This window comes from Flavobacterium sp. (assembly GCF_039930565.1).
In the GTDB taxonomy this organism is placed as follows: Bacteria; Bacteroidota; Bacteroidia; order Flavobacteriales; family Flavobacteriaceae; genus Flavobacterium.
Genome location: NZ_JBDTTP010000001.1, coordinates 86,972 through 113,961, shown reverse-complemented (window position 1 = coordinate 113,961; position 26,990 = coordinate 86,972). Strand labels below are relative to the sequence as shown.

22 protein-coding genes and 1 pseudogene are annotated in these 26,990 nt (G+C 34.4%); 8 read left to right on the top strand and 15 right to left on the bottom strand.

Features of this window, described 5'->3' with window-relative positions:
• Genes ABI657_RS00335 through ABI657_RS00325 form a run of 3 tightly spaced genes read right to left on the bottom strand, consistent with a single transcriptional unit; the run spans position 1 to position 5,006 of the window.
• The gene (locus tag ABI657_RS00335; protein ID WP_348095237.1) at positions 1-780 is read right to left on the bottom strand and encodes a hypothetical protein; all 780 of its coding nucleotides are present in this window, start codon (positions 778-780) and stop codon (positions 1-3) included.
• The gene (locus ABI657_RS00330) at positions 777-3,191 is read right to left on the bottom strand and encodes an HET-C-related protein (RefSeq protein ID WP_348095236.1); all 2,415 of its coding nucleotides are present in this window, start codon (positions 3,189-3,191) and stop codon (positions 777-779) included. Before ABI657_RS00330 ends, ABI657_RS00335 begins: the two co-directional genes overlap by 4 nt.
• Positions 3,192-3,197: 6 nt before the next feature.
• Positions 3,198-5,006, bottom strand: a complete 1,809-nt coding sequence (locus ABI657_RS00325) for a phage baseplate assembly protein V (protein WP_348095235.1) — start codon at positions 5,004-5,006, stop codon at positions 3,198-3,200.
• 181 nt (positions 5,007-5,187) lie between these two features.
• On the opposite strand from ABI657_RS00325, the gene ABI657_RS00320 reads away from it, so the two are divergent.
• Positions 5,188-5,814 (top strand): LysR substrate-binding domain-containing protein, encoded by a 627-nt coding sequence (locus ABI657_RS00320; protein ID WP_348095234.1) that lies wholly within the window; start codon positions 5,188-5,190, stop codon positions 5,812-5,814.
• Here the strand turns inward: ABI657_RS00320 and ABI657_RS00315 are convergent.
• A pseudogene (locus tag ABI657_RS00315) lies at positions 5,802-6,095 on the bottom strand (OsmC family peroxiredoxin); the annotation flags it as partial. The gene ABI657_RS00320 and the pseudogene ABI657_RS00315 sit on opposite strands and share 13 nt — an antisense overlap.
• A 289-nt stretch (positions 6,096-6,384) precedes the next feature.
• Between ABI657_RS00315 and ABI657_RS00310 the strand changes: the two are divergent.
• Together ABI657_RS00310 and ABI657_RS00305 are read left to right on the top strand one after the other, a co-directional pair.
• A complete protein-coding gene (locus ABI657_RS00310; protein ID WP_348095233.1) occupies positions 6,385-6,948 on the top strand; it encodes a Crp/Fnr family transcriptional regulator in 564 nt (187 codons plus the stop codon).
• Positions 6,949-7,121: 173 nt separating this feature from the next.
• Positions 7,122-7,511, top strand: a complete 390-nt coding sequence (locus tag ABI657_RS00305; protein ID WP_348095315.1) for a RidA family protein — start codon at positions 7,122-7,124, stop codon at positions 7,509-7,511.
• Positions 7,512-7,679: 168 nt separating this feature from the next.
• On the opposite strand, the gene ABI657_RS00300 is transcribed toward ABI657_RS00305, so the two are convergent.
• From ABI657_RS00300 to ABI657_RS00250, 11 genes are all read right to left on the bottom strand, one after another.
• Positions 7,680-8,138, bottom strand: a complete 459-nt coding sequence (locus ABI657_RS00300) for an RNA methyltransferase (RefSeq protein ID WP_348095232.1) — start codon at positions 8,136-8,138, stop codon at positions 7,680-7,682.
• A gap of 92 nt (positions 8,139-8,230) precedes the next feature.
• Complete coding sequence (locus ABI657_RS00295; RefSeq protein WP_348095231.1) at positions 8,231-8,932, bottom strand: hypothetical protein; 702 nt, start codon at positions 8,930-8,932, stop codon at positions 8,231-8,233.
• Between the two features lie 38 nt (positions 8,933-8,970).
• The gene (locus ABI657_RS00290) at positions 8,971-12,045 is read right to left on the bottom strand and encodes a DEAD/DEAH box helicase family protein (RefSeq protein ID WP_348095230.1); all 3,075 of its coding nucleotides are present in this window, start codon (positions 12,043-12,045) and stop codon (positions 8,971-8,973) included.
• 2 nt (positions 12,046-12,047) lie between these two features.
• Positions 12,048-12,824 carry a hypothetical protein gene (locus ABI657_RS00285; RefSeq protein WP_348095229.1) on the bottom strand — a complete coding sequence of 259 codons (777 nt, stop codon included), beginning with the start codon at positions 12,822-12,824 and terminating at the stop codon, positions 12,048-12,050.
• Positions 12,821-13,963 (bottom strand): DUF3696 domain-containing protein, encoded by a 1,143-nt coding sequence (locus ABI657_RS00280; protein ID WP_348095228.1) that lies wholly within the window; start codon positions 13,961-13,963, stop codon positions 12,821-12,823. Before ABI657_RS00280 ends, ABI657_RS00285 begins: the two co-directional genes overlap by 4 nt.
• Positions 13,964-13,967: 4 nt before the next feature.
• A complete protein-coding gene (locus ABI657_RS00275; RefSeq protein ID WP_348095227.1) occupies positions 13,968-15,362 on the bottom strand; it encodes a DUF262 domain-containing protein in 1,395 nt (464 codons plus the stop codon).
• A gap of 31 nt (positions 15,363-15,393) precedes the next feature.
• The gene (locus ABI657_RS00270) at positions 15,394-16,719 is read right to left on the bottom strand and encodes a restriction endonuclease subunit S (protein ID WP_348095226.1); all 1,326 of its coding nucleotides are present in this window, start codon (positions 16,717-16,719) and stop codon (positions 15,394-15,396) included.
• 5 nt (positions 16,720-16,724) lie between these two features.
• A complete protein-coding gene (locus ABI657_RS00265; RefSeq protein WP_348095225.1) occupies positions 16,725-17,729 on the bottom strand; it encodes a virulence RhuM family protein in 1,005 nt (334 codons plus the stop codon).
• 3 nt (positions 17,730-17,732) lie between these two features.
• Positions 17,733-20,081, bottom strand: coding sequence for a class I SAM-dependent DNA methyltransferase (locus ABI657_RS00260; RefSeq protein ID WP_348095224.1), 2,349 nt, complete (start codon positions 20,079-20,081; stop codon positions 17,733-17,735).
• Positions 20,082-20,476: 395 nt separating this feature from the next.
• A complete protein-coding gene (locus tag ABI657_RS00255) occupies positions 20,477-21,286 on the bottom strand; it encodes an SDR family NAD(P)-dependent oxidoreductase (protein WP_348095223.1) in 810 nt (269 codons plus the stop codon).
• Between the two features lie 303 nt (positions 21,287-21,589).
• Positions 21,590-22,177: a TetR/AcrR family transcriptional regulator gene (locus tag ABI657_RS00250; protein ID WP_348095222.1), complete on the bottom strand. Its 588-nt coding sequence runs from the start codon at positions 22,175-22,177 to the stop codon at positions 21,590-21,592.
• A 407-nt stretch (positions 22,178-22,584) separates the two neighbouring features.
• Between ABI657_RS00250 and ABI657_RS00245 the strand changes: the two genes are divergently transcribed.
• The 5 genes from ABI657_RS00245 to ABI657_RS00225 are packed head-to-tail and all read left to right on the top strand — an operon-like array spanning position 22,585 to position 26,867.
• The gene (locus ABI657_RS00245; protein WP_348095221.1) at positions 22,585-23,421 is read left to right on the top strand and encodes an STAS domain-containing protein; all 837 of its coding nucleotides are present in this window, start codon (positions 22,585-22,587) and stop codon (positions 23,419-23,421) included.
• Between the two features lie 18 nt (positions 23,422-23,439).
• Entirely contained in the window at positions 23,440-23,838 is a 399-nt protein-coding gene (locus ABI657_RS00240) for an STAS domain-containing protein (RefSeq protein WP_348095220.1), read from the top strand.
• Positions 23,819-24,235, top strand: a complete 417-nt coding sequence (locus ABI657_RS00235) for an anti-sigma regulatory factor (protein WP_348095219.1) — start codon at positions 23,819-23,821, stop codon at positions 24,233-24,235. Before ABI657_RS00240 ends, ABI657_RS00235 begins: the two co-directional genes overlap by 20 nt.
• Positions 24,228-25,241: a SpoIIE family protein phosphatase gene (locus ABI657_RS00230; RefSeq protein WP_348095218.1), complete on the top strand. Its 1,014-nt coding sequence runs from the start codon at positions 24,228-24,230 to the stop codon at positions 25,239-25,241. Before ABI657_RS00235 ends, ABI657_RS00230 begins: the two co-directional genes overlap by 8 nt.
• A 6-nt stretch (positions 25,242-25,247) precedes the next feature.
• A complete protein-coding gene (locus ABI657_RS00225) occupies positions 25,248-26,867 on the top strand; it encodes an ATP-binding protein (RefSeq protein WP_348095217.1) in 1,620 nt (539 codons plus the stop codon).
• The last annotated feature ends 123 nt before the right edge of the window (positions 26,868-26,990 follow it).

Sequence of the window (26,990 nt, the reverse complement as noted above, 5' to 3'; positions counted from 1 at the left end):
CTAAAATTTAAAATATTCCTGTCCTTTATCATTTACAATGCGTATGTATTCTATTTCACCTTCGGTCTGGCGATACATAATATTATAAAAATCTGCTTTTGATCGCTCTTCATCATTATCAAAACCATTAAAAGTGGTAAAATAACCGTTTGATAAAGTAGTCACAGAACCATCTTCATGTTTGTTATTCATATCAGCATCATAATATTTGATAACAGGCAAATCTGCTGCGATTCTCTTTTTATTAATATCTGAGACTTTCATCCCTTCTTTAACTTGTGCACCCTCAATATTTAAAGATTTGGTATAAATTTTAAAAGGATAAATGAAATTTTGTGGAGCATCTGAGCCTGTGGTTAAACTATTGTTTATTTCTTTAATTATATCTTTATCATTATACAATTCACTATAATCATTTCTTTTTCTTATTGATTCTAATGTTTCTCGCCCTTTAGCTTGTTCAAGTTTTCCCATCTCTCCCAAAGGACTATCTAAATTCATAAACAAGATATGGAGTTCATCAATAGTACTGTTTTTATCTGATTCAGAAACATAAATTCCTAAATCATCCCAAATGTATACACTTGTTTGATATACTCTATTATATTTGCCAAAAATCTTAACCCATTCGGTTACGGGTTTACCAAAAGGCAACTCTTGGTTTTTATAAGTAATACTATGTTCGCTAATATAAAAATCAGTTTCTGGCATGGATTCTTTTTTTGAGGATTGGCATTGCATGAGCATAGTGCTCAATAGTAAAATTACTAATTGTTTCATTTAAAATAATTTAAAATTTCCTGTGTTTTTTTATTGCTAATGGTTCTTTGGGTTACCTGTTCAGCATGTTCGTACACCGTGGCACTTTGGAGTCTAAATATTGATTTTTCGTTAGCAATAGCCCATTTATTAACTGGTTCATTAGCCCAATCTGTAATTTGATATACCGGATGTAATGTGTATTTGTTTATAACATATTTGGCAAGTTCTTCTCCCGTTGGGTCGCTGCCTGTTTTCCAAATATCTAAAATTCTTGTAGCGACATCTTTTACCGCTATTTTGGCAAGTTCAGAGGCCAAAGGATTAAGCGGATGATTAAGAGCATCTTTCGCAACTTGGGTATGAGTTGGGTCAGTACCATAATTTTTATTACTGTTTTCTGTTTGCTCTACTTTTATATCATCATCTGCAGAACCTAAAACTAAGTTATAGGCTATGTTATTAAACGTCGCTAATGAATCTCCCATATAACTTAGTCCTCTGTCTATTGATCTTCCTAGCCAGCCGGTATATTCTACTGCAGCTGCTTTGGTATCAATCAGTTTTAAATAATTTTGATACATATTGAGTATTTCCGAAGTCTTCATACCTTTATAAGTTGGATCTTGTTCCAGACCGTCAGACTGTTGCCCCGTAGACAAATCCTCTAAAGTGGTAAGTATAAAAGCATCCTGAAAAGTTCTGTCCCCAGGTTTTCTTTGTTCGTAATCCTGTATGCCAACAGGAAACATTTTATCGCCTGCTTTGGGCAATACACTGGCCATAGTATCGTCCAGTAAAAATTTACCCGTTATTAGTGGTATTGTGCTATAATCTGCCCCTTGTTTACCTTCTACCCAAGGATATACCAACAAAAGTTCTTTTCCTAAAACACTATTTTTATTTTTATCAACAAGCAAGCTTCCCGCTTTTATTAACGACAATTCTACAAAATTAGTGTGCGAAAAAAAATCTTCCAGCAAATGAAAAGCTGCTCCCAAATGTCTAAAACCATCTTTATTTCTGCCATATTGCACCGCCAGTTTTAATTGTTGAGACATATAGGCATCAGATGTTGGTCTTTTAGGATCGGCTACACCTTTTGTAGCTATATAATTTTTTACATTAAGTTCATTTATCTCTAACGCTTTAGCATCTTCTCCTGCATACAGCTTAGTGGTCGTAAAGTTTCCTTTTGAATGTTCATATTGAAAAGAAATACTAAGGCTGCTAAAATCTTCTAAATCTTTAGGGTTGTCTATGTGCTCTTCCGGGCGGTATATCCCCAAAACATCTTTGGTAAGACTGCCGTAATTTTTTCTAAAAGTCTTCACATGATCTTGATAATTATGAGTAAATTTATTAGAACCGAAAACGAATTCTTTAGCGGCTAATATCTCTAAAAGCTTTATCCAACCATCATGAGACATTTTGTACGGATTCATTTTTAGCAGGCTGTTAAGATGCTTGATCCTACTCTTTTTTATTTTGTCAATATCCGGTTTTTCGAGTCTTACAGTACTTTCTAATACAAGTTGAGAAAAATCGCGAAGCCAGTTGCCATAATAGATTTGTTTTACCTCTAATTCAGTAAGATTTCTACTTCTGACCATTTCTTGTAATGCCTCTTTTTCAATCCCTCCATGCATTCCTGCCTCAAAACCGTCTTCATTTTCGTTAGGGTTTGCATCATATTGTTTGTCTTCGTTTACATATTCTTTTACCTGCGTATGCAGTTCAGAAAAATCTATTATAAGATCTCCGGTAAAGTTTGGGGTTTGCGCTGTGGCAAAACAAAGCTGTGTTTCTTTAAAAATATCAAAATTAAACAAGGCATAAGCAAACTTAGCTCCTTCGTCTATATAATCTGTATCTTTTTTGCCGTTGGTTGCGAGTTCTGTTCTTAACAAATTATCAATATGATGGCCATATTCTTCTACCAAAGCCGACATTAATTCGGCTCTTACATCATTGTCCTTTACTGCCAGATCAATAAAATGTTCCCATACCAGTATCTTTTTCTTATCATTGCTATAATTGGCTTTTCTTCCTCTGGCAGGAACTTTTGTAACCACAATCTCCGGAGGTTTAATTGAGCCGTCACTAAGCCCTCTATATAACTTACTCAATGCACTTGCTTCAATTTCTTCGCCAAAAATGCCAATCATAAAAAACATAAATGGTAATTCGTCTAATTGCTTAGCTAAGTTAGCCAATTGTTCATGACCATATGTGCTTTCAAGTTTGTATTCACTTTCTATAACCTTAATTGCTGGAGGTACGTATTTTTCAGGATCTCCATGTGTAATTGAAGAAGCATTGTAAATAACACTTTTCGCTGAACTAAATTCCATGCCTTCTTTAGCATAATATTTTGTTTTCCCACCAGTTATTTCGGTGATATTTCCTTTAACATATCTAACTCTTGTCATAAATTATTAATGGCTTTTAGTCTTTTCACCGCTATTATTATGTATCTCCTTTTCAGAATGAAATTCTTGGGTATCTTGACTTTGATTAATAATTTTCTTTTCGCTTATTACTTTTCGTTCCTGCTTAGTTTCAGAATGTAATTCACCTTCAATATTTTCCATAAAACTGCCCGTAACATTTAGCATTTGATCTCCACCCACAAAAACATTATGCATCATTCCAATTGAAGTCAATTTATCAACTCCTGCACTCTCTGTAAGATTCATTCCTGCGTTGATAATTATATTTTCAGAAGCACTAATATTAATATTTTGTGCATTAAGGTTTATCATTTTTGGTGCAGTGATATTTATATTTCCTCCAACGGTATCCAATTGTATTTCGTTGCCAATTTTGTCTGTAATTATAATGCTCTCGTCTTCGGTAAATTTTACAATATGGCCGCTACGCGTATGAATTGCCTTGACATTATTTTGACCATCTGCATATCCGCTGGATTGGCTTCCATTATATTGTGTTCCCAAAACATATGGATTTTGTGCATTTCCTCCTTCAAAACTTACCAGAACTTCTTCATCAATCTCTGGAATAAAATAAAATCCTTTTCCTGATCCTGAGTGGGGCTGTATCATACGCATCCAGTCGCTTGTTGTGCTTCCGCTTGCCCAATTGTACTGCACTTTTACACGTCCTAGTCCTTCAGGGTCATTATTTTCCATGACTTTGGCAGGCTGTGTTTCTGCTTTGGCAAATACATGTACATCTGTATAATGTGGTGCCGCAACATCGGCTGGAATTGCTTTGAAATTACAAGAGTAATTTCCGTGAACCTGAGAAAGATGCGATACTTCTATCACCACTAATTCATGTTCTACTGTTTGGTTTATGATGCTGATTGTCTGTCCAAGGCCTAACGGGAAATAGGATGTTCCGCCATAATAGACGCTATTGGCATCATGGCCTGCAGTCTGCAGTTTGACCATTTCTTCAATTTCTTCACTGCTTTGGGCATTGGCTGTGTAAGCTCCGATACTCAGTTCTGCCTGTGTTACAGTTCCCTGATTATGGCCGACTATAGCTGAGAAACTATCTTTACTACCTGTTGAAGTTTTGGTCGAAGCATTACGAATATTATTCGCCCCATTATAATCATATCCCGCCAAAGAAATTTTATGGGCAGACATATTAGCCTGTATGGTGAAACCGTGCAATGAGGAACTATTGATGAGTTCTATTTCACTTTTTTTAGTCTGTCCGAACTGCATTCGCATTCCATCAAAATAAAACCATTGCCCATAACGTTTTGCCAATCGCTTTAAAAACTCAAAACTGGTTTCATTATACTGAGCCATACATTTGAATTCCTGAAGATAGGTAGATTTTATAGAATCCCTCTGGTAAAACTCTCCCGGTCCTTCGGCCAAAATACCCAATACGATATCATCCATTCCACGCTGCTGAAAAGTCCTTGATTTTTTCATATCATCCAGAACGATACTGTGGCTTACTCCTTTTACGTGAAGACCCACCGCACTTCCATGAAGATCTACAGAAGAAAGCTCAGTAATAATACCTTTGCTCATCAGTTTGATTCCGGTAAGACTCTTAAAAGTAAAGATAACTTCATCACCCAGATAGTCCCTTAAAGCTTTTGCCTGATCTGCCGGATTTATGATGGCCTTGCCTGTATATTGCCAGACAAATGAAAAATGATGATGATCGGCCATCTTTTGGGATAGTTCCAAATCATGATAAACAACATTTTGAGTAAAACTTCCTATAGTGATATGAACCTGGTCTGAGAAATGTGCCATAAATTAATTAACTTAAAAGATTAGTAAGAATTTATTGTAAAAATAGAATTTAAATGTATTCTTACAAATAAATTCGACTATAATTATACAAATTTTACTACATAAATTAATGTACATCATAAATACATTATATAATTTAAATTTGATATTTGTCTATCTTTATAAAATAAAATGATAATCAATGACTATTCAGCAGTTAAAATATATTGTAGCTTTAGATGAAGAACGCCATTTTGCAAGGGCAGCAGAAGTGTGTATGGTAACACAGCCCGGACTTACGATTCAGTTAAAAAATCTGGAAGAAGAAATTGGAATCAAGATTTTTGACCGTAATAAAGTGCCTTTGACGCCTACAGTTTTAGGAACGGAGATCATCAATAAAGCCAAAAAAATTCTGCGTGAAGCCGATGAAATCAGGGATTTTGTTGTTAATGAAAAAAACCTGCTGGAAGGGGAGTTGAAGCTTGGAATTATTTCGACCTTATCACCTTATTTAATTCCGTTATTTATTAAGGCAATGAAAGAAGCGACGCCAAATGTCCGTTTCATTATTCGGGAGTCTAATACGGGACAGCTGATGAAAGATCTGGAAACAGGAACCATTGATGTCGCTATTATGGCAACACCCACGGGGAATGCCAATTTAATTGAACATCCTGTTTTTAAGGAACCGTTTGTGGCTTACCTGAATGACGAGCATCCGATGGCTACAGCTGATTTTTATGAATTACAGCCTACTGACAAAACAGAATTGCTGTTGCTGAACCACGAGTTTTGCTACAATGCCCAGCTTTTGAGTTCTAATTGAATTAAAGTGATGGTTCCGTCTTCGAAAGTAACTTTGGCTACCGTATCTAAATCTTCCGGAACAAAACCGGCTTCAGAAAGTAAAAAACTCAATTGCATTGTAAAACAGCCAGAATGTGCCGCTGCGATTAATTCTTCAGGATTGGTTCCTACACCTTGCTCAAAACGGGTTTTAAAAGATAATTGTGCTTCGTTTAGCGTGGTGCTTTGGGTACTGATAGTTCCTTTTCCGTCCATTCCTGTACCTTTCCAGTTTGCGTTTGCTCTTCTTGTAAATTTCATGATTGCTAATTTTTAAAGTTGTTTTTTAATTATTCAAATCAGTTGTTTGATTTTGATGAAGCAAAGGTATGGGCAAGGTGTTTATAAATCAAATTAATAATTTTTTATACTTATTAAAATAATTTATAATTATTGATTTGTAAGGAATTAGGAAGCAGGAGAGATGGCAAAAATTTAACTCTTTTTTTTTATAGCCAAAAATATAACCCATCGACTTATTGATAAATGCTTTATTTTTGCCCTAAACGAATTAAGTAATTCACCCTTTATTCGCATTAACACCACTTGCATGCACGAAAAATTAAGACAGCATATAGAAAAAATAGTACCTCTTACCGATGAGGATTTTGCGTTCATAAGTACACATTTTACCACTAAAAAATTTAAGAAACACCAATTTATTATACAGGAAGGGAATACGGTCCGGTATTGTTATTTTGTAATTTCCGGGCTTTTAAAACTTGTTCATACAGATAAAGAAGGAAAACCGCACATTGTTTCTTTTGCCATGGAAGATTGGTGGGAAAGTGATTATTACGCCTTTTTTACACAGACCGAAGCCACATTGTCTTTAGAATGTTTAGAAGATACGGAAGTTTTGTGCTGTACGCTCGAGGATTATAATAAACTTTGCGACGGCCTCCAAAAAATGCAGCGCTTCTTTCTTGAAAAAGCCAATTTTGGTTTTCTGGGTTCTCAACGCCGAATTATTTCATGGCTTACTTCCAACTCCAAAGAGCGTTACGAACAGCTGCTCCAACAATATCCATCGCTAATGCAGCGCGTTCCCAAAAGTCTGATTGCCTCGTATCTGGGTGTTTCGCGCGAAACGTTAAGCCGTTTATCCGCTTAGTGTGATATAAGTCACTTGATATTCGTGAGGTATGTCAAGTCCTGATTTAGGGATAATCCAGAACTTTGCTTTGCTAATTTAAAATAGCAGTTATGAAAAAAATCACGACGATTTTAGCTGTAATATTATTCACAATGGTGTCTGGAATGGCACAAAATAAAAACGCAAAGCAAATGGAAAAACACATCACCAATCCGTGGAAATGGCAGGACGAACGCAGTTATGTTCAGGCCGTCGAAGTAAAACAACCGGCTGGAACCTTATATGTTTCCGGTCAGGCGGCAGTGAACGCTGACGGAACTTCAAGTACCGAAGACATGAAATCTCAAATTATGCTGGCACTGCAAAATCTGGAAACGGTCGTGACTCAGGCGGGTTACGAACCTAATGGAATTGTCAGGCTCACTATTTATACCACTTCGTCAGCGGAGTTTTGGCCTCATTTTTCGCTTTTTCAGGATTGGATTGCCAAACACGGCATCAAACAAGCCACAACTTTAATGGAAGTTAAAAGTCTTTTTGAAACGCTAAAAATCGAATTTGAAGCTACAGTTGTAAAGTAATTTAATTTAGTACTAGTATTGAAGGATATCTAAACAGAAGTTGGGATATCCTTCTTTTTTTTTGTCGTAAAAAATTGGATAATCAGTTTAAGAAATCTGTAAATCGTAATACATTTACTTAGAAGTTTTACATTTCAATTTAAACTGGAAGCAGTAGTTCGTTATATATTACGAACGGGGTTTAGGCAAATTTCTGTCATACATAATGATACTTCCAGCCACAGCTACGTTTAAACTTTTCACCGATTTGAATTTCACTAAATGATGGCATTTTTCCATTGATTTTTTAGATAAACCATGATCTTCTGCTCCCAATAAATACACACAGCGTCTTGGATGTTCGAAGGTTTCCAGATCAGCAGCTGTTTCATCTAATTCAACACCCACCAATCGCGCTCCTTTAGGTAAGTTGTCAAAAAAAGCTTCGAAAGTATCATAGTGAAAATAAGGAATTGCTTTTACAGCATCATGCGTATCACTGGCTTGTTTGGCATATCGATTTCCTATGGTAAAGATAAAAGTAGCCCCTAAGTTTTGAGCCGACCGCCATAAAACACCTAAATTCTCCGGCGTCTTGCCATTGTGAATGCCGATGCCAAAGTATTCATTTATAAAATTATCATTCATGTGGCAAAAGTACGAAGTGTATGTTTGTTGAGCAATTTTTTTATTGAGATGGAAAGGGGTTTGTTATTTGATTTGCATACAGAGATCTTTATTTACTTCGAATTTATTTTTTTTAAATCTTTTGTATAGTAGTTTTTTATTTGCTGAATGTTTTTTTCAATGTATTTTAAATAGATTGCATCATTACTTTTACTACTCCAATCTTCATTTATTGAATCCCATTCATCCTTTAAAATCTCTTGTATAAGCGGTGAAACTTGAAAATATTTTATTCCTTTTTTTCTTCCCAATACATCATGATATGAGATTTCGATAAAACTCCTTACATTAACATCTCCATAATCTAAAAGTTCTTGACGTGTTGCAGACTCATCCTGAAAGCTATAAATGTTATCGAATTGATAAATAAGACCTTCATTTTGGCTACTTAATTTGCCAAGAGGATTAAGATATTCTATAATCGGAATAGTTATTTCTTTATCATCTTTTTTATTTACGTTAAGAAATGAAACTTGTTTTTCAATTTCAAAATTTGATATTTTACTGTTATTATTAAAAACAAGCCATTTACTTACTTGATGAGTTTTAGTTGAATCAATAAATAATTGTGTTCTCTGAATTTCTATTCTTGGAGTATTTTCGGATTCCATAATTTCCATTTGTCTTTCGGAAATATTATTTGCTTTAAAAGAAACAAAAATACTTGTTATCGTTAATGCTGTAGCAGCCAAAACTTCAAAAAATATTTTGTTTCGTTTTAGGAAACCACGCAGTTTTATTATTTTATTTTTCATAATTTGATTTAAAAATTGAAAATTGTGGTATTTAAATTTTACACGCTTAATATCCTCTTTAAAGTATCCTGCATGGCAATTCTAAAAGCATCATCTTGACTAAGTTTTTTGTATAAATCAAGTTCGTTTTTACGGTCTCGGGTGATTACATCAAAAAAGATTTTATCAAAAGCAATACTTCTATTTTGCTTGTCGGCATTTTTAGCATATTTTGCTTGAAAGTCGGGATGGGTTTGCATATTTTTGGCCAACTTTACAAATTTTTCTCTTTGTTCCTCGGGTGTGATTTCCCAACCTTGAAACCATTTTTCATTAAAACTATTGATGATTAAGTCCAATGGATCTTCCTCTTTATCTCCACCATGAGCTCCTCTTGGATTTGGGTTTTGTGGGTCTAATTCGGTTTCTGAATCGTCTAAGCCAATGCTTTCATTTAATTTTACACGTTCTAAGCCGTAGGTAGATAAATCAACGGAATCTAATAACTCATCAAAAGCATTTGCATCAGCATCAACAACCACTAATTTTGGAATCAAAAATTTTAAGAACCAGAACAGCTTTTCCCAATTCAACACTTCATAAGGTAATATAGCAGCCATTTGACCGTATATTTTCACAAATTGTTTTGCTTTGATTTTAAAATCCGCTTTATCTGCATCTTCTAATTCAAGTCCATTATTAAAGCGTTCTGCTGCTATATCAATTATTGGACTTAGTAATTGCGCATCTACTTTGTCAAAATACTTAGTCACAAAATCTTCTACTTCATACCATTCATAGACCCCAACTTCATCCAAAACTCCTTTGATTTCGTGCAGTACATTTACATCAGTAGCACTGCTCAAAGAGGTAGCTGTATAAAAAGGATCAAACGACGTTTTAATTTCATCTACTGAATTGAAGAAATCCAACACAAATAAATCTTCTGTTTTTTTACCCAGTTTATCTGCAGCTCTATTTAATCTTGATAAAGCCTGAACAGCCAAAACATCTTGTAGTTTTTTGTCTACATACATAGCAGTTAACTTGGGCTGGTCAAAGCCTGTTAGGTATTTATTGGCAACTACTAAAACTCGATATTCATCCATATTAAAGTATCGTGCAATTTTATCGCTGATATATCCAGGATCCGATGCTTTAGCAGTATCTAAATGTGAAGGAAAATCATTCAAACTATCTTCTGTATATTCAATACCCTCTATTGTTTTTTTACCTGAAAAAGCGATAGCTATTTGAAATGGATTTCCTTTATCTTTCAATATGTTTTTGATCGCAAAATAGTATTGAATAGCCGATTCAATACTTTGAGTTACAACCATTGCTTTGGCTTTTCCTTTTAGTTTTTTGGTGTTGACTATTTTAGTTATAAAATGGTCCAACATAATTTCGGATTTAGAAGCAATAGTTTCTTTATGGCGTTCTACATACGCACGTAATTTTTTTTGTGCTTTGTTGGTATCAAATAAAGGATTGTCTTCTATCGATTTTTCTATTTCGTAGTAACTTTTATATGTAGTATAATTGGCCAACACATCCAAAATAAAACCCTCTTCAATAGCTTGCTTCATTGAATACAAATGAAAAGGTTTAAAAGATCCATCGTCTTGCTTTACCCCAAATTTCTCTAACGTAATACTTTTGGGTGTAGCCGTAAAAGCCAAATAAGAAGCATTACCTCTCATTTTACGAGATTGCATGGCTTGTACGATTTTGTCTTGTACATCGTTGTCATCTTCCTCTACATTCACTTTTCCCATAGCCCGATTCATGTTATCTGCTGCCGAACCACTCTGACTACTGTGTGCTTCGTCTATAATCACAGCAAATCGTTTGTCACTTAAATCGGCAATACCGTCTATAATAAAAGGGAATTTTTGAATGGTAGTAATAATAATCCTTTTACCGCTTTCTAAACTTTCTTTTAATTCTTTGGAAGAGTATGCTGGAGCCACTATATTTTTTACTTCTGAAAATTCTTTGATGTTTTCTCGTAATTGTTTATCTAATAATCGTCTGTCGGTTACCACAATTACTGAATCAAATAAAGGATTAGAAGCTCCTTTACTTCCTGGAATGGAATCGTTCTCCGGATAGGTTTCTATCAACTGATAAGCCGCCCAAGTAATAGAATTGGATTTTCCGGAACCAGCCGAATGTTGAATTAGATAGTTTTGACCCACTCCTTTTTTACTGGCATCGGCAATTATTCTTCGTACTACATTCATTTGATGATACCGCGGAAAAAACAACGTACGCTTGTTCAAATTGTCTTTTTCAGAGCCATCAAGACGTACAAAATGCTGAATAATATTTGCAATACTTTCACGGGTTAAAACTTCATCCCACAAATAAGTTGTTTTATGACCAAAAGGATTAGGCGGGTTTCCTTTTCCGTGATTGTTCCCTAAATTAAATGGCAAAAAGAAGGTGCCTGCACCATCTAATTTGGTAGTCATGTACACTTCATCTGTATCTACAGCAAAATGTACCATGCAACGGCCAAAGTTTAATAAAGGCTGTGTTATATCTCTTTTGAATTTGTATTGGTTTTGTCCGTGTACTTTGGCATTTTGCCCTGTCCAATGGTTTTTGAGTTCCAAAGTAGAGAAGGGGAGACCATTAATAAACAAAACCATATCTATTTCTTCTCTTGCATTGGTTAAAGAATAACGTAGTTGCCGTGTAACGCTAAATTCATTGGTGTCAAAATTATCTTTTACTGATTGACTGCTACTAGCCAAAGGCAGTACGTAAAACAATGTAAAATGTGCATCGTCAACCTCTAAACCTTTGCGGAGTAAACGCAAAATGCCATACTTTTTTACCAACCGATCAAAACGTTCCAAAATTTTGAGTTTCCAGTCGTTTTGCTTTTGCAACTTGGCTAATTCTTCCGGCTGTGTAGTTTCTAGAAAATGCCAAAAACGAACTTCATCAATAACATATTTAGCATTGAAATCTGAAGCATAACCAATGTAATAACCATTACCTGAACGATACAATTCCTTGCGGTCTTGTATATTTCCTTCTTGCTTTAATTCTTCGAGAGAACTACCTGTAAGTTTTTTTTCTATGGAGGATTCTAGAGCTTGTTCGTTGGTTTGACTAGGCATAATTAAATTGTTAAATGAGGTCCTATATATCCAATATAAACTTTTTTAGTATTATTATCGGGTAAAAAATGAAATCTCAAATCGCCTGTTTTAATATGAAGCTCAAAAAAATCAGTGCCCCCATTTGGTAACTGACAAATTCTTTCATTACCATATTTAGACATTGTTGTATCCGATTCAGGAGAAATTTTTAAAGCATAACCGGCATTCATTTCACGATAACTAAAATTTCCAGTTTTCCACTTGCTGACTGCTAAATTAAATTCTTTTAGTTTTTCAATAATTTGATTAAAGTATCCAGAATTTCCTATTTGATTTATTTGATTTTGGATCTCACCACACATAATTAAGTTTGGAAATAATTTTTCCTTTTTAATCCAAAAATTTCTAAAGTTAACATTCCATAAGTGTTTATGGTTAAAAGTCAAATAACTATCATGATTTGTTATTTGCATTTCTAATTCAATTTGAGAATCAGTAAAATCAATTCCTAAAAATCCATTATCTTGATGAACATAGTGAAGATTCATTTCAATTTCTGAGCTAAAATAGTTATACGATTGAGACAATTGCTCTAAAAAAGTAAAAATAACTTTTTCATTGAATCCCCCATAATGAGTATATAGTTCTTCTATCATTGGCACATTCCAAATCGAATCATGTCTTAAAAAAACGTCATCTTTATCTTTATTTATAATTGCTAAATTTATCATTCCAATTTTAAAAGCATCAAAAGTTTTTTCTTTCAATGCATCATTTAAAAGAAAAAAGTTGCTCATCCTTTTCTAATTTTAAAAAGTTGAACAAAGTCTATTTGTGTTTGATCAAAAAAACCTTTTGGCCATTCTGATAATTCTCCTTTATCATTTATTGAAATTGAATCTATTTTAGGTTGCATACTATCATCGTCTTGGCTAAAAAAATTAATTGTTACCAAGTCTGTTGAAATCTCATTCATTGCTGTTGCGATTTGAATTCCATTAATGAAATGGTCACTATGAGTTTCAACGATCACATTAACGCCTGAATTTGCAATCATAGCAAGAAATTTACCGATTTTCGATTGTGCAGATGGGTGTAAATGCGCCTCTGGATTTTCAACTATCATATAGCTTCCTTTTTTAGCAATTAAACCTGTTACCAGAATTGGTAAAACATAGCTAATTCCAAAACCAATATTTGTTGCTATTGTTGGGTCTCCGTTAGTATAATAATTATCAACTTTAATTTGTGCAGAATGGGTTTCTGGACTATAAGAAGCGATAATTGAAACTCCGGGCATTAAATCATTCAGCCAAGCATTAACTTGCTGTTCTAATCTAGGACTTTTTGAATTGGAGTTTCTTCTTTCTTCTTCTATTTCAAATGTGTAATTTGAATTAGTATCAGCGATTAATTGAGCAACAAATTCTCCTTGAAATCCTGCGTTGGGAAAATCATAAAATTTTATTCCTTGATTAATTCTGGGTCCAATTCTTTCAGCATTTAAATAATAGAACTCTTGTAAAAACAAACCGTTCTCATTATTTTCAACATTATGTACTTCAATAGGTTTAAGATGTAAATTAGAACTATCATCTATTTCATAAACTACGTTAAATGATTGATCACTATTTATCCCTATAGAAACAAAATCAGGAGAGGTGTTACGTGGAATTAATAAAAAACTATTTCCTAATGCTAAACAGTATGAACCATTCAACTCAACATTTAATCCATTTACTTTTTCATAGTTGTATTTGTTAAAATCACCTCCCATCCAAGAGGCACAATGTTCAATTGTTCTTCTTAAAAATAACAAAGCCTGTATGACCGTACTTTTACCATTCCCATTTGCTCCTGCCAAAATAGTTAACCTATTTAAAGGAATACTTTTATGCGTAAAGCATTTGAAGTTTTCAATTTCTAAATTATTCATATATTTAAAATTTCAAGTGGGTTTTAATCAGACTTTCTATTTCAGTAAAAGCATATTGTAAATTTGCTTTACCATTTGTTCCATAAGATAAATAATTTAACAATCTTAAATCTTGTTCAATTTTATGCGCTAATGGATTTAGAAGTGATAAATATGGATTATTTTCTTCAATTATAGTCGGTTCATATTTCGATAATAAAACAGAACAACAAACGAAAAGTGCCTTATTCAAAAGTTGTTTGTATGAATGTGGTTGGATATCTTTAACCGCAATTTTTCTAAACGCATGCTTTCTTCCAAATAAATATTCTGCATTTCTCATTGCATTTGAAAATGAATGAACTAAAACATCACTTTCAGGGACAGAAATTTTATTAAGTTTTTCCGTGATATCATCTAATGAAGAATCCATATATCCATTGTAATTATTCAATAAATTATCATCATAATATAATTTAGAAAACAAAATGAAGCGTAAAGCAATTTCCTGATCGTCCATCCTTGTTGATTTGATACTGCCATCTGTAGCAGACTTAAATTCAGGTAGATTAACCATTCTATTAAGTGTTTCTCTTAATGATTTAGATGCTAGACAATTTCTAATTTCTTGATTATTTAAAGGTTTTCCACCTGTATTAATTCTTCTAAAAATATCATATTTTACTTTTGCTGGAGAAGTTGGATCAATTACATTAACAGAAAACTGCGTCATATTAAACCATCGAAAATATTTAGCATCAATACCATTTTTGCCATTTGGACTTCCATCTTTATTTTTATCTGAGTAATATCTTCCATTGCAAGTATCATCTAAATACTGTAATCCTTTTAAAGGAAATTTATTATCCATAAAATCTTTAATGGTTGTTAATCTTTGCAATCCATCAACTACAGTTATTCTTCCTTCTTCGTCCTCAGCTAAATAAAACATCGGTAGCGGAATTCTCAATAATATAGATTCTATTAACCTAGATTTTTGGTGACTATCCCACACAAAATGTCTTTGAAAGTCAGGAGTAAAATCTATATCTTCATTATCTATCATTTCAGCAATTAGTTTGACATTAAATTGCTTTGAATGAACTTTAATTTTATCGGGATCGTATGGACTAGCTTCTTCAACAATAGTTGATTCCGTGTTTTCTGTACCTGATTGTTCAGCCTCAATAACTTCTAAAACAAGATTATCGAGTTTTATTTGAATAATTTCATCTGAATCAGAAATTTCAGAATTTCTATTTATGATTTCAAACGAGTTATTAATTAACTCTAATGCCATCCAACTAAAGTTCTTTTCATCAATTAATTCATAAATATTTTTTGAATCACCGATTTCAGATTTTTTTATTGGTGTTAATAAAATATCTTCCTCATTATTTATTCTTAACTCTATTGCCATTTTTAAATATTTTTTTTATTTTCAAATTTAATTAAAAAACCCTCACTTTCCCAGTTACAACCCCATCAATCAAACTACTCTTATATTCCTTCAATTTTTCTGTCTCTTGCTCTTTTAAGGAAATGGCTGTGGAGATTTTTGTCGTAACAGTTTCTATAAATTCTGATATTTCTTTTTGTTCTGCAAGAGGAGGGACAGCAGTATATATAGTCTTTAAGTCATTAATATTAAATCTAAAAACTTTAATTCCTTTTGCATACTTTCTTAGTTCTTTAGAGAACACCTTTGAAGAAAAATATAAATAATGACTATTTATTTTCTCATTGTCTGGTTTTAATATTAATTGTTCTCCTCCCAATAATCCCAAATCACTTCTATTATAAAAAGCTGAATGACCTAAATCTTCAATTGTCTCAGATGTTGAGATAAAAATAGTATCGCCATAATTCACTATTTGGGTGTCCTTGTAAAATTCATCATTGACATAAAAGTTATAATTTTTATCAACTTCATTTACTTTATAAGTTTTTCCATATTGCAAAGCAACATACTGTCCATTATTCAATAATTCATCTTTACTAAAAGTTGAATTTCCTCTAACAAAACGACATAGACCAAATAACTTTTTCACCTCCCAATGCTCCGGAATCTCCCCAATCCATTCCACACCACTGTTTTTTAGTTTTACCTCAGGATTTATTCCTTGTGTAACGGCTTTGTGAATGAGTATTTGTCTGCGTTCTTTGAGTAAATCTATTTGCTGTTGTTTGATGCCAATGGCTTGGTCAATTTTAGCCGTTTTATCGCCTAGGAATTCAGCAATGGCGGTTTGTTCTTGGAGTGGAGGATTTATAGCTTTAAAATTTAAAACTTTATTTTCCGAAATAGTATAAATTGTACTGCCAATTTTTTCAGTATTTAATTGATGTTGAATAAAATATGATATTAACTGATAGTACAAAAATGTCTTGTTAATTGAAATGTTTTTTAATATTAAAAGTTGAGGATTAATCGTTGCTTTTTCATTTAAATTTTTCACAAAAGCGACTTTTCCGATTGAAGCTGTCTTAACTATTAATAAATCTTCTTCTTCAACCATAATTTCTGGAGATTCATAATATTTTTTCCAAGACAAATAGCTTACTTTGTCCCAAATCATTTTTGAATCTCCCATATTTGATGGACTAATTGTTATAGCACCTTCTCCTTTAACTACTAAATCATTTACAGTATATCCTCTAAAACCAATTCTACCGTGAATAGTTAGGAAAGACTTGAATTTGCTTACTTTCCAATGTTCAGGAATCTCACCTAACCATTCCACACCGCTATTTTTGTATTGCTCGTATTTTTGCATGGCGTTTAAGGTTTTAGTTTTTTAATGTCGGCTTCGATTTCTTTCAGGCTTTGTTCTTTTTCAATAGTGGCTTGTGCTGTTTGATACTTTTGAAATTCCTGACCTGATTTAAGGACTGCCATTTCGTGCGAAATACTGCCTGCATGAGTTAGTATTTCTCTACCATTGAGTTGCAATAAACTGTCTAGTCGGGCAATCCAATCGTTCATGTGCATTGGCATTTGTTGTTGCGCCATGGTTTCGGCAAAAGCCAGATATTGCTCTACCAAAAGGCCTAACAACTTCATTTCATCTTCATTCAAATAATTTTTAGCAATGCTTATGTCTTGTTTTTGAACACTTTTGGCTTCCTTTTTATCATAAGACAACATTCCCATCAAAGGTAATAAAGCATCTACTCTGCGATAGACCAATTCGGCAGCGGTATTTTGACTTATAGCCCAAAGAAGTTTGTTCTGTATTTTTTTAAAAAACTGAATCGTTTTTTCCTCTTTTGGGTCATAATCTATACTGGTTGTATAAATGTCTTTTATTTTTTGGTAAAAGAATTTTTCTGATAACCGAATCTCACGAATGCGATTTTGCAATTCGTTAAAGTAATTCATCGAATTACCCGTTTTAAAACGGTCGTCGTTTAAGGCAAAACCTTTTACAATATATTCTTTTAGGCGTTGTGTTGCCCAGATTCTAAATTGTGTTCCCTGTTGCGATTTTACACGATACCCAACAGAAATTATAACATCGAGGTTGTAATGTTTAACGCTGTTTTCTTGTGTTTTTCCTTCGATAGCACCGTGTGGAGTGGTTAGTCGGAAATCCCGACATACCACTTTTTCGTCTAGTTCACCTTCTTTAAATACATTGGCAATATGCTCGGTAATTGTAGATCTTCCTTTTCCAAACAACGTAGCTATTTGCACTTGTGTTAGCCAAACAGTTTCTTCCTCAAGGAGAACATCTACTTTAATGTTGCCTTCTGTATTTTGATAAATTAAAATTTCAGAATCCATCAATTAAAGATTTAAAATTTCAGCAATCAATCCGTCGCTTTCTTTTTCCAGAGCTAAAATATCTACCGTAACATCACTGATGGCACGCAAAGGTTTATGTTGGTAGAAATATTTGTTAAAACTTATTTCATAACCAATTTTAGTAGCATCCAGGTTTATCCATGCTTCGGCTACATGTGGTTTTACTTCTCGTAAAAAGTACGTATAAATATCTTCTTTTAGCGGAATGTTTTCAGTGTCACGTAAGTCGCTTTCGGTTTCATAAGTGATGTATTCGCCTTTTTTAGCAGTTGTAAAATAACCGTAATTTGGCAATTTACTTTCTGTACAATGCAAGTGCTCTAAAACCTTTTTTAGTTTATCTCCAGAAAGCTTTACAATTCCTTTTACCACTTTTTCAGCATCAGCATCGTACCAGCTTACCGCATTAAGTATGGCATTTTTCTCTGAAGCAGAAAGCTTTATTTTTTCAGATTTAATTATATCATCAACCTGAGAACGAAATTTATTAAAATCGGTGAATTCTTTTGTTCCTGTTTTTTGCAGTAATAGCAAACCATTGTCCAACAAAAACTTCTGCTTTTCCCAAAGCGTTTTACTAGTCAGAGCAGTTTCTTGTTTGCTGTTTAAATTAAGTTCTTGTTTTTCTGTCCACTGTATAAGCTCTTTTTTATGTTTTGCAATATCGTTATAAACTTCTTCGCCATAGGTTTGATAAGCATAAACCATTGCTTCTTTTAGCGATTTGTCGTATCGGAGTTCCTCGATTTTTTCTTTTGTAAATTGTGCTTTTAAACGTTTCGGTCTTTCAATAGTCACTTTGTGATAGCCAAAATCACTATTATCGAATACTTTTGAAGCAATTTCATTGTCTTTTTTGCGTTCAATAGGGAGTAAAGCAGTATAGGTTTTTACTATTTCGGTAATATGTTCTGGTGCAAATTCACAGTTTTTGTTTCCTAGATTCTTGCGAAGTTTGCGGTATAATTGTCCGGCATCAATTAGTTGTACTTTGCCTTTTCTATTGGCAGTTTTGTTGTTGCTTAAAATCCAGATATAAGTCGTAATTCCTGTATTGTAAAATAAGTTGTTGGGTAATTGTACAATCGCTTCGAGCCAGTCATTTTCGATAATGTAACGACGAATATTGCTTTCGCCTCCGCCAGCATCACCCGTAAATAAACTGCTTCCGTTATGTACGGAAGCAATTCTCGTTCCTGTTGGACTTTGAGATAGTGGTTTCATTTTGCTAACCATTTCCATCAAAAACAATAATTGTCCATCTGAGGAACGCGGAATGGCATCGGCATCTTCTTCAATGCCCCAATAGTTTTTCAATTTTATCTGAAAACGGGAATCGATAACATCTTTTCCGTCCTTGATATATTTTTGCTCACTTGCCCATGATTTTCCATAAGGTGGATTGGACAACATAAAATCGAAAGTAGTTCCTCTAAATTCATCTGTAGAAAGTGTCGAACCCACACGGATATTTTCGGGATTATTCCCCTTAATCATCATATCCGATTTGCAAATAGCGTAAGTTTCATCATTGATTTCCTTTCCATACAAATACACATCCGAATTAATGGCTTTGATTTCTCCTTCCGGATCTACAATGAAATTTTGAGATTCAGTCAACATACCGCCACTACCACAAGCAGGATCGTAAATGGTCATAACCGGAGGTAGATTATTCTTAATCGGGTCAAAAATAATGTGAGTCATTAAGTCGATTACTTCACGAGGGGTAAAGTGTTCTCCAGCTTCTTCGTTATTATCTTCATTAAACTTTCGGATTAATTCTTCAAATACATAACCCATTCCCAAATTGGATAAAGCAGGTAATTTTCTGCCATTGCTATCTAATTTTTCAAAAGGTGTTAAATTGATATCTGGAGAAGTAAATTTTTCCAATACATCCAATAAGACATCTTTGGCAGCCATGTGTCTAATTTGGCTTTTGAGTTTAAACTTCTCAATAATTTCCTTTACATTATTGCTAAAACCGTTTAAGTAATCTTCAAAATTAGCTTGCAATAATTGCTGACTGTTGGTTGCTGTATTGTGTAAGCGCTGTAAAGTCCACTCACTCGTATTGTAAAATACATAGTTCGAAGCAGCACATAATCCATTTTCATCCCACTCAGTAAAACCTGCTTCATCGCGTTGGAATGCCAATTCTTCTAAAACTGCTTCTTTTGTTGGTTCTAATAAGGCATCCAATCTTCGAAGGACAACCATAGGTAAAATTACATCCCGGTATTTTCCCCGAACGTAAACATCTCGCAAACAGTCGTCTGCTATTGACCAAATAAAAGAAACTAATTTATTGTGTACTGCTGTATTCATTAATTATTATGTTATTCTTGTAGTTTATTATTGTTGATGTAAAACTAATAAATTTAAAAGTTGTTAAACTAAATCTATTTTATATATTAGTCTTGTTTGTAAAAATAGACTTTAGTTTTAAATTGAACTTATGGTTTTCCTTTATTTCATGATATTATACATTCTAAATATTTTTCCCATTAAAAATTCTTTGTAGTCACTAAAACTTAAAATGATTGAAATTGATGATATTAGAAATTTTTGAAAACGAGCCCCAGCCCTATGAAAGCGGCATCCTTTTGTTTGAGGGTTCAGCATAAAAGATATAGCGGACAGCAGGAAACAGCTTCTAATAAAAAAACGAGATTACTTCAAATAGAAATAATCTCGTTTTTTCAGTAACTTAAAATAAAAAATTACCCATGCGCTGCAACAGAAACATCAGCCCATTCTTCCCAGGTAGCTAGTTTTTGTTCGTACGTTTGTTTGGCAAATGGCAGAGCCACTTTTCCTAAAAACAGGCGTAGAGGTGGGTTTTCGGCTTCTACCAGTTTGATGATGGCGGGAACTGTAGCTTCGATTTTTCCGAAATGGTCAGGATTATGTCCTTCTGCAACCGCTTTTTTGATTCCGTCATACGCGTTGATGCTTTCGCTGTTGAAACTGTTGCCCCAGATATCGGTAACATAACCGTTTGGTTCCACCAAAGTCACCTTGATTCCGAATTGTTTTACCTCTGAAGCCAGGGTTTCTGTAAGACCTTCAACGGCAAATTTAGTCGCATTGTATAATCCGAGTAAGGGTAAAGTGGTAATTCCTAACACAGAAGAAACCTGAATGATATGTCCGCTTTGTTGTTTTCTCATAATCGGTAAAACCGCCTGAGTTAACCAAAGCGTTCCAAAGAAATTGGTTTCAAATTGCGCTCTTGCTTCTGTTTCGCTCGCTTCTTCTACCGCACCATTTAAAGCATAACCCGCATTGTTGATCAGGATATCAATTTTCCCGAAATGCTGTTGTACTTTCTCTGCCACAGCGAACGAATCATCACGCTTGTTGACGTCTAAGGCTATAGGGAAAATCGCATCGCCGTATTTTGCTTTTAAATCGTTTAGTGAATCGATATTTCTGGCTGCTGCGGCTACCTGATATCCTTTTGCTAATAATGCTGCTGTCCAGGCTTTCCCAAATCCTTTTGATGCTCCTGTAATTAAAACTGTTTTCATAATGGTGAATTGTTAATTGTTGATAATTGATAATTGATAATTGATAATTGATAATTGATAATTGATAATTGATAATTTTTGATGGTAAATTACTTTGTGAATATTTAAACACATAGAAAACATAGCTTGATTTGATTAAAAGGGATGTGGAAAGAAACTAGTTTCTCACACATAGCTATGTGTTTTTTAAATGAGTGAAACGCCTATTTTGAGTTTACAAAATCTATGATTCTATGTGTTTAAAATTTTTATTTGTAGCAGCTTTATAAATGACCTTTCGGTCATATTTTAAGTAAAAAAAAACTAAATGGAATTTTCTTCTATTATGGCTTTTAGTGTTTTGATGATGATATTCATTTTATCGTTATTTCCGGATGTTCTTGCAATTAAATTTCCGCCTTCGAGCATTGCAAAAACAATGACAGCAAATTCGGATGCGTTCCAGTCCGGTTTAAATTCGCCGTTGGTGATTCCTTTGTTGATGCTATTTTCTACAATTTGCTGGGTAAATTTGATACCGCCATTTACTTTTTCTTTTACGATGGGGTTGGTGTCATCGGCTTCTGTTCCGAAATTCAATAGGGGACAACCTCCCGTAACCGGCGGATTTAATGGATTATTAAAAAAATCAATAAATGCCAGTATTTCTCCTTTTGCGGTTTTGGCTTTGCTGATTGCTGACTGGAGTTTGTTGCCCAGTAGTTTCATATTATGATCTACTGCTGCGCAGGCCAGTACTTCTTTATTTTCAAAATGGACATACATGCTGCCTTTAGAGAGTTTTGTAGCCTCCATAATATCGCTCATAGCGGTTGCTGCAATACCTTTTACATTAAAAATGGGTGCCGCTTTTTCTATGATGAATTGTCTGGTTTCTTCTCCCTTTGTCATGGTGGTTTTATTTTACCCTGCAAATATATGACCGATTGGTCATATATGCAAATTAATTCCGGTTTATTTTATTGAAAACTTTTGAAAAGGATGTCAAAAAAAGGTTCTCCGTAACAGGCAGTTATTTATTATTGATTTACGTCAGGCAAAGGCATGGATAAAGCCTGGATAGTGCCTGATTAATACATGAATTAAAAAAGCGATAAAACAAATTTCGAAACCAATATGTAAGATTGTGAGTCTTTTTTTTAGTTTATCGTTCAGGATATTAAAGGTTTTTCTTGAAAAAAAAATGACATTATTACTGATTTTTCAGTAGCTCATATCTTTTCAATTTAACAATGTTTTCTCAATTGATTATTTTTTATTATTCTATATTTGTTATTGAAATATAAATATAAAACCAAATGCACAACAACTTTCTGGGTGGCTTAAAAGAGCACGAAAATAAATTATTACAAATATGGTCTCAGCTTCTTACCGAAAGTGGATCTGATGACGGGGCAGTAGAAGAGGAAGAGTCAAAAGAATTTGCATCGCTTTTTTTAAGCGCATTAAAAACATTACAAGGTGAATTTCAGGATTCTCCGGAATTTATAAAAGTAGAGGATCTTATTGTAGGTATTTCATCTTCAAGAGGAAAACGCGGTTTTTCACCAAGAGAAAATGCACAATACCTAACCACTTTTAAACATGCAGCATCACAAATCCTATCTGGACTTATAAAAGATTCAGAACAATTGTATCAGGCCAATTTACAGCTAAATGCTATTTTGGACAACATGACCATTCTGACTTTTGAGGCCTTCATGAGAGGACGAGAAGATGTAATATCAAGACAGGTAGATGAAATCAGCGAAATTTCAACTCCGGTTATCACCGTTTGGGAAGGTATCGTTGCCTTGCCAATCATTGGTACTTTAGACAGTTCCAGAACACAAATTGTAATGGAAAACCTGTTACAGCAGATTGTAGATACAGGAAGTTCTATAGCAATCCTTGATATTTCTGGTGTTCCGGCAGTAGATTCATTGGTAGCACAGCATCTTATTAAAACGGTTAGTGCAACACGTTTAATGGGAGCAGAGTGTATTATTAGCGGTATTCGTCCAGAAATCGCACAGACTGTAGTGCATTTAGGAATAGACCTGACAGGTATCATTACAAAAGCATCATTGGCAAGTGCACTTAAGACCGCATTTGATATGTTGTCGCTTACTGTCGTGAAAAGAAAAATAGTTTAAGATTTTTTATACTTTAATATGGAAAGAATTCCTATACTGAAAATGGGAGATTTTCTGCTTGTAACCATACAAGTAGATTTATACGACCAGCTGGCAGAAAATCTTGAGTCGGATTTGATTAATACTATCAGTAAACATAGCTCCAAAGGCGTATTAATTGATATTTCGGCCGTTTCTATAATCGATTCCTTCATGGGACGTATTTTAGGAAATATTGCGGTGATGTCTAAAATAATGGACGCACAAACGGTGGTTGTAGGAATGCAGCCCGCAGTGGCCATTACGCTTGTTGAACTTGGATTATCCTTAAACGGAGTCATAAGTGCCCTTAATGTTGAGAAAGGCATGGATCTATTGCGCTCAAAAATGCATATTGGCAATAATGAAGAGCAGGAATATGACGACGATAACGAATAACAAAGAAGAAGCATTCATCGTAAGAGAACAGGATGTGGTGCCTTTACGCAATCGTGTAAAGGAGTATGGTGTTAAGATTGGTATGAGCATTTTGAATCAGACCAAATTAATTACAGCAACCAGCGAACTTGTTCGTAATCTCCTGAAATATGGCGGTGGTGGCAAAGTCATCATAGAATCGGTCACCAATGGCCGTGATAATGGCGTGCGTGTAACTTTTATTGATAACGGCCCCGGAATAGTAGACATAAGTCTGGCAATGAAAGACGGATACAGCACAGGAAAAAGCTTAGGTCTGGGGCTACCCGGAACCAAAAGACTTGTCAATGAATTTGACATTAAATCAGAACCAGGAAACGGTACTACCGTGACTATAACAAAATGGAAAAATGGATAATACGTTTTCCAGCTATAAAATTGACGATCGAAGCCTGATTGCGTTTATAAAGAGAGAAATACATAACCTGGCACTTCATATAGGTTTTACACCACACAGAGCAGCAGAAACAGATATTATTGTTGCCGAATTGACTTCTAACCTTATTAAATATGCCAATGGTGGGGAGCTTTTGTACAGGGCAAACCTGGAAGATGAACATAATGTGATCGAAATGTACTGCCTGGATAAAGGCGTAGGTTTTGAAAACCTTTCGAAAATAATGAATGATGGGTATTCCTCTTCGAATACCCTTGGACATGGATTGGGCTCTATTAAAAGACTGAGTAATGATTTCCAGATATACTCCATGAAAAACTGGGGCTGCGTGCAATATATTAAGATTTACGAAAAAGCCGATTTTGTTTTACCTGCTTTACAAAGCGGTTTGAATTACTCTGCCATTGCGGTTAATTATCCGGGCGAAACGACTTGTGGTGACGGATATCATATTAAAATTTCTAAAAGGGGTTTTCAGATATTTTTTGGAGATGGGCTGGGACATGGAGAAAATGCAAACGAAGCCGTACAGCTTGCTATTAAAGCCTTTAAGCAGTCAATAGAGGTGGAGCCATCAGAAATTATCAGGGATATCCATACCAAAGTAAAAAAGAGCAGGGGACTGGTAGCAACGATAGCTGTAGTAGATTTTAATTCGGAGGTTTGGAAAATCTGCGGTGTTGGTAATATTAGTACCCGCATTTATGATGGCATGGAAAATAAAACCTATACGCCATACAACGGAATCATAGGCCATAATATTCCACGTACTTTAAATGCTACAACTGTCCCGTACAAGAAACATCAGATTATTGTGATGCACAGTGACGGATTACGTACCAGATGGAACCTAAATGACATGACATCAATTTTTAAACAACATCCGGGTATTATAGCTTCTGCGTTATATAAGGAAAATTTAAGAGGAACTGATGACGCTTCCATTCTGGTAGGCAAAATAATGTAAGGAAGCATGAAGGAAATTATAAAAATAAACCTTGATAACGAAATGGACCTGATACTGGCCCATAAGCGATCCATGAAAATTGCTGAAATGTGCGGTATGCCTTCCTCTTTTCAGACCCGGTTTTCAACGGCTGTATCTGAAATCGCACGATGTTCAATTGCAAAAGGAAAAGACTCTCTGCTCGTGCTTTATATCAACAGCATAAAAGCAACGCAAAAAGAAATTGTAGCCATTATTACAGATGCTGTAGATTTAAAAACCTGCAGTCCTGAAGCTTTTAATTATGCTTCTAAAATCTCCGGGGATATCGAGTACAGCTATTATGGCAAACAATCAACTACAAAAATTAGCCAGCCGGTAGCATCGCCCGGACTTTTGTCTGAAACGAAAATAAAATCGCTTATTGATTATTTTAAATACGAGCCGCCTTTGTCTCCGTATGATGAAATCAGGAAGAAAAATATTGAACTGATTGCACTTTCTGAAAAATTGACAGAAAGTGAAAACCGATACAGAAAATTAGCCAACACGATACCGATTTTAATTTGTGAGGTCAACGAACGTAATAAGGTATTACTTTATAATGAGTCATTATTACATTATTTAAAAGTACCGCCCCCGACTTTAGAAAGAAAAAATTTGATAAATTTTGTTCATCCTGATGATATTGAAGTAATTTTAGAAGGCTGGGACAAAGCAAAAGCAAACCGCTCTGCTTTTTCAGGTGAAATAAGAATTAGCAGTTATTCTGCTTATGTATGGCATCAGGTTACTATTATTCCGAATAAAGCTGAAGATGGTACTTTTAACAGCTGGCTGGTTTATTTTGTGGATATCAATGCCCAAAAATTGATTGTGGAAACATTAAGGGATAATACGGAGCTGAAAATGATTCAGGGCGAATTAGAAAGCGCCAACTCTAAACTGGTTTTCAAAAATAAAGAATTAGAACAATTTGCCTACATTGCGAGTCACGATCTCCAGGAGCCGCTTCGTAAAATTATGATTATGATTTCACGTGCCGGACAGCATTTATCTGAAGATCAAAAAAAAGAATATTATTTTGACCGCATTGGATCAGCTGCAATGCGATTATCGACTTTAATTACAGACGTTCTGGACTATTCAAGGATAGAAAATAAAGTACAGCAATTTGAAGAAGTAAACCTTAATGACATCATTTCCGAAATTTTAGGTGATTTAAGTCTTGTCATTGAAGAAAAAAGTGCTGAGCTTGAAATTGAATCTCTGCCAAAAGTGTCAGGCCTTCATACACAGTTGCGGCAATTGTTTTATAATTTAGTAAATAATGCTCTTAAATTCAATACTTCTCTTCCTTTGGTAACGATCTCTGCCATTAAGAGGCCCGAAGATAACAATCAAATGGCAGCATCCGATGACTACCATATTATCTCTATTGCGGATAATGGTATTGGAATGGACAGCCAATATTCCGGACGAATATTTGATATGTTTCAAAGACTCCACGAAAGAAACCAATACGGAGGAAACGGAATAGGTCTTGCCCTGTGCCGACGCATTATCGAAAATCATAACGGGATTATCAGCTTTACAAGTAAACCGGGAGTAGGAACCACCTTTTGGATTTATCTTCCTAAAAAATAAAGTTTTAACAAAGATACAATTCTTTTGAAACCTGGAGTCCTAGTCCTGATGGGAGCGGCATCCTTTTGTGCCGGGGTTCGGCATAAAAGATACAGCGGACAGCAGGAATAAGCTCCTTATAAA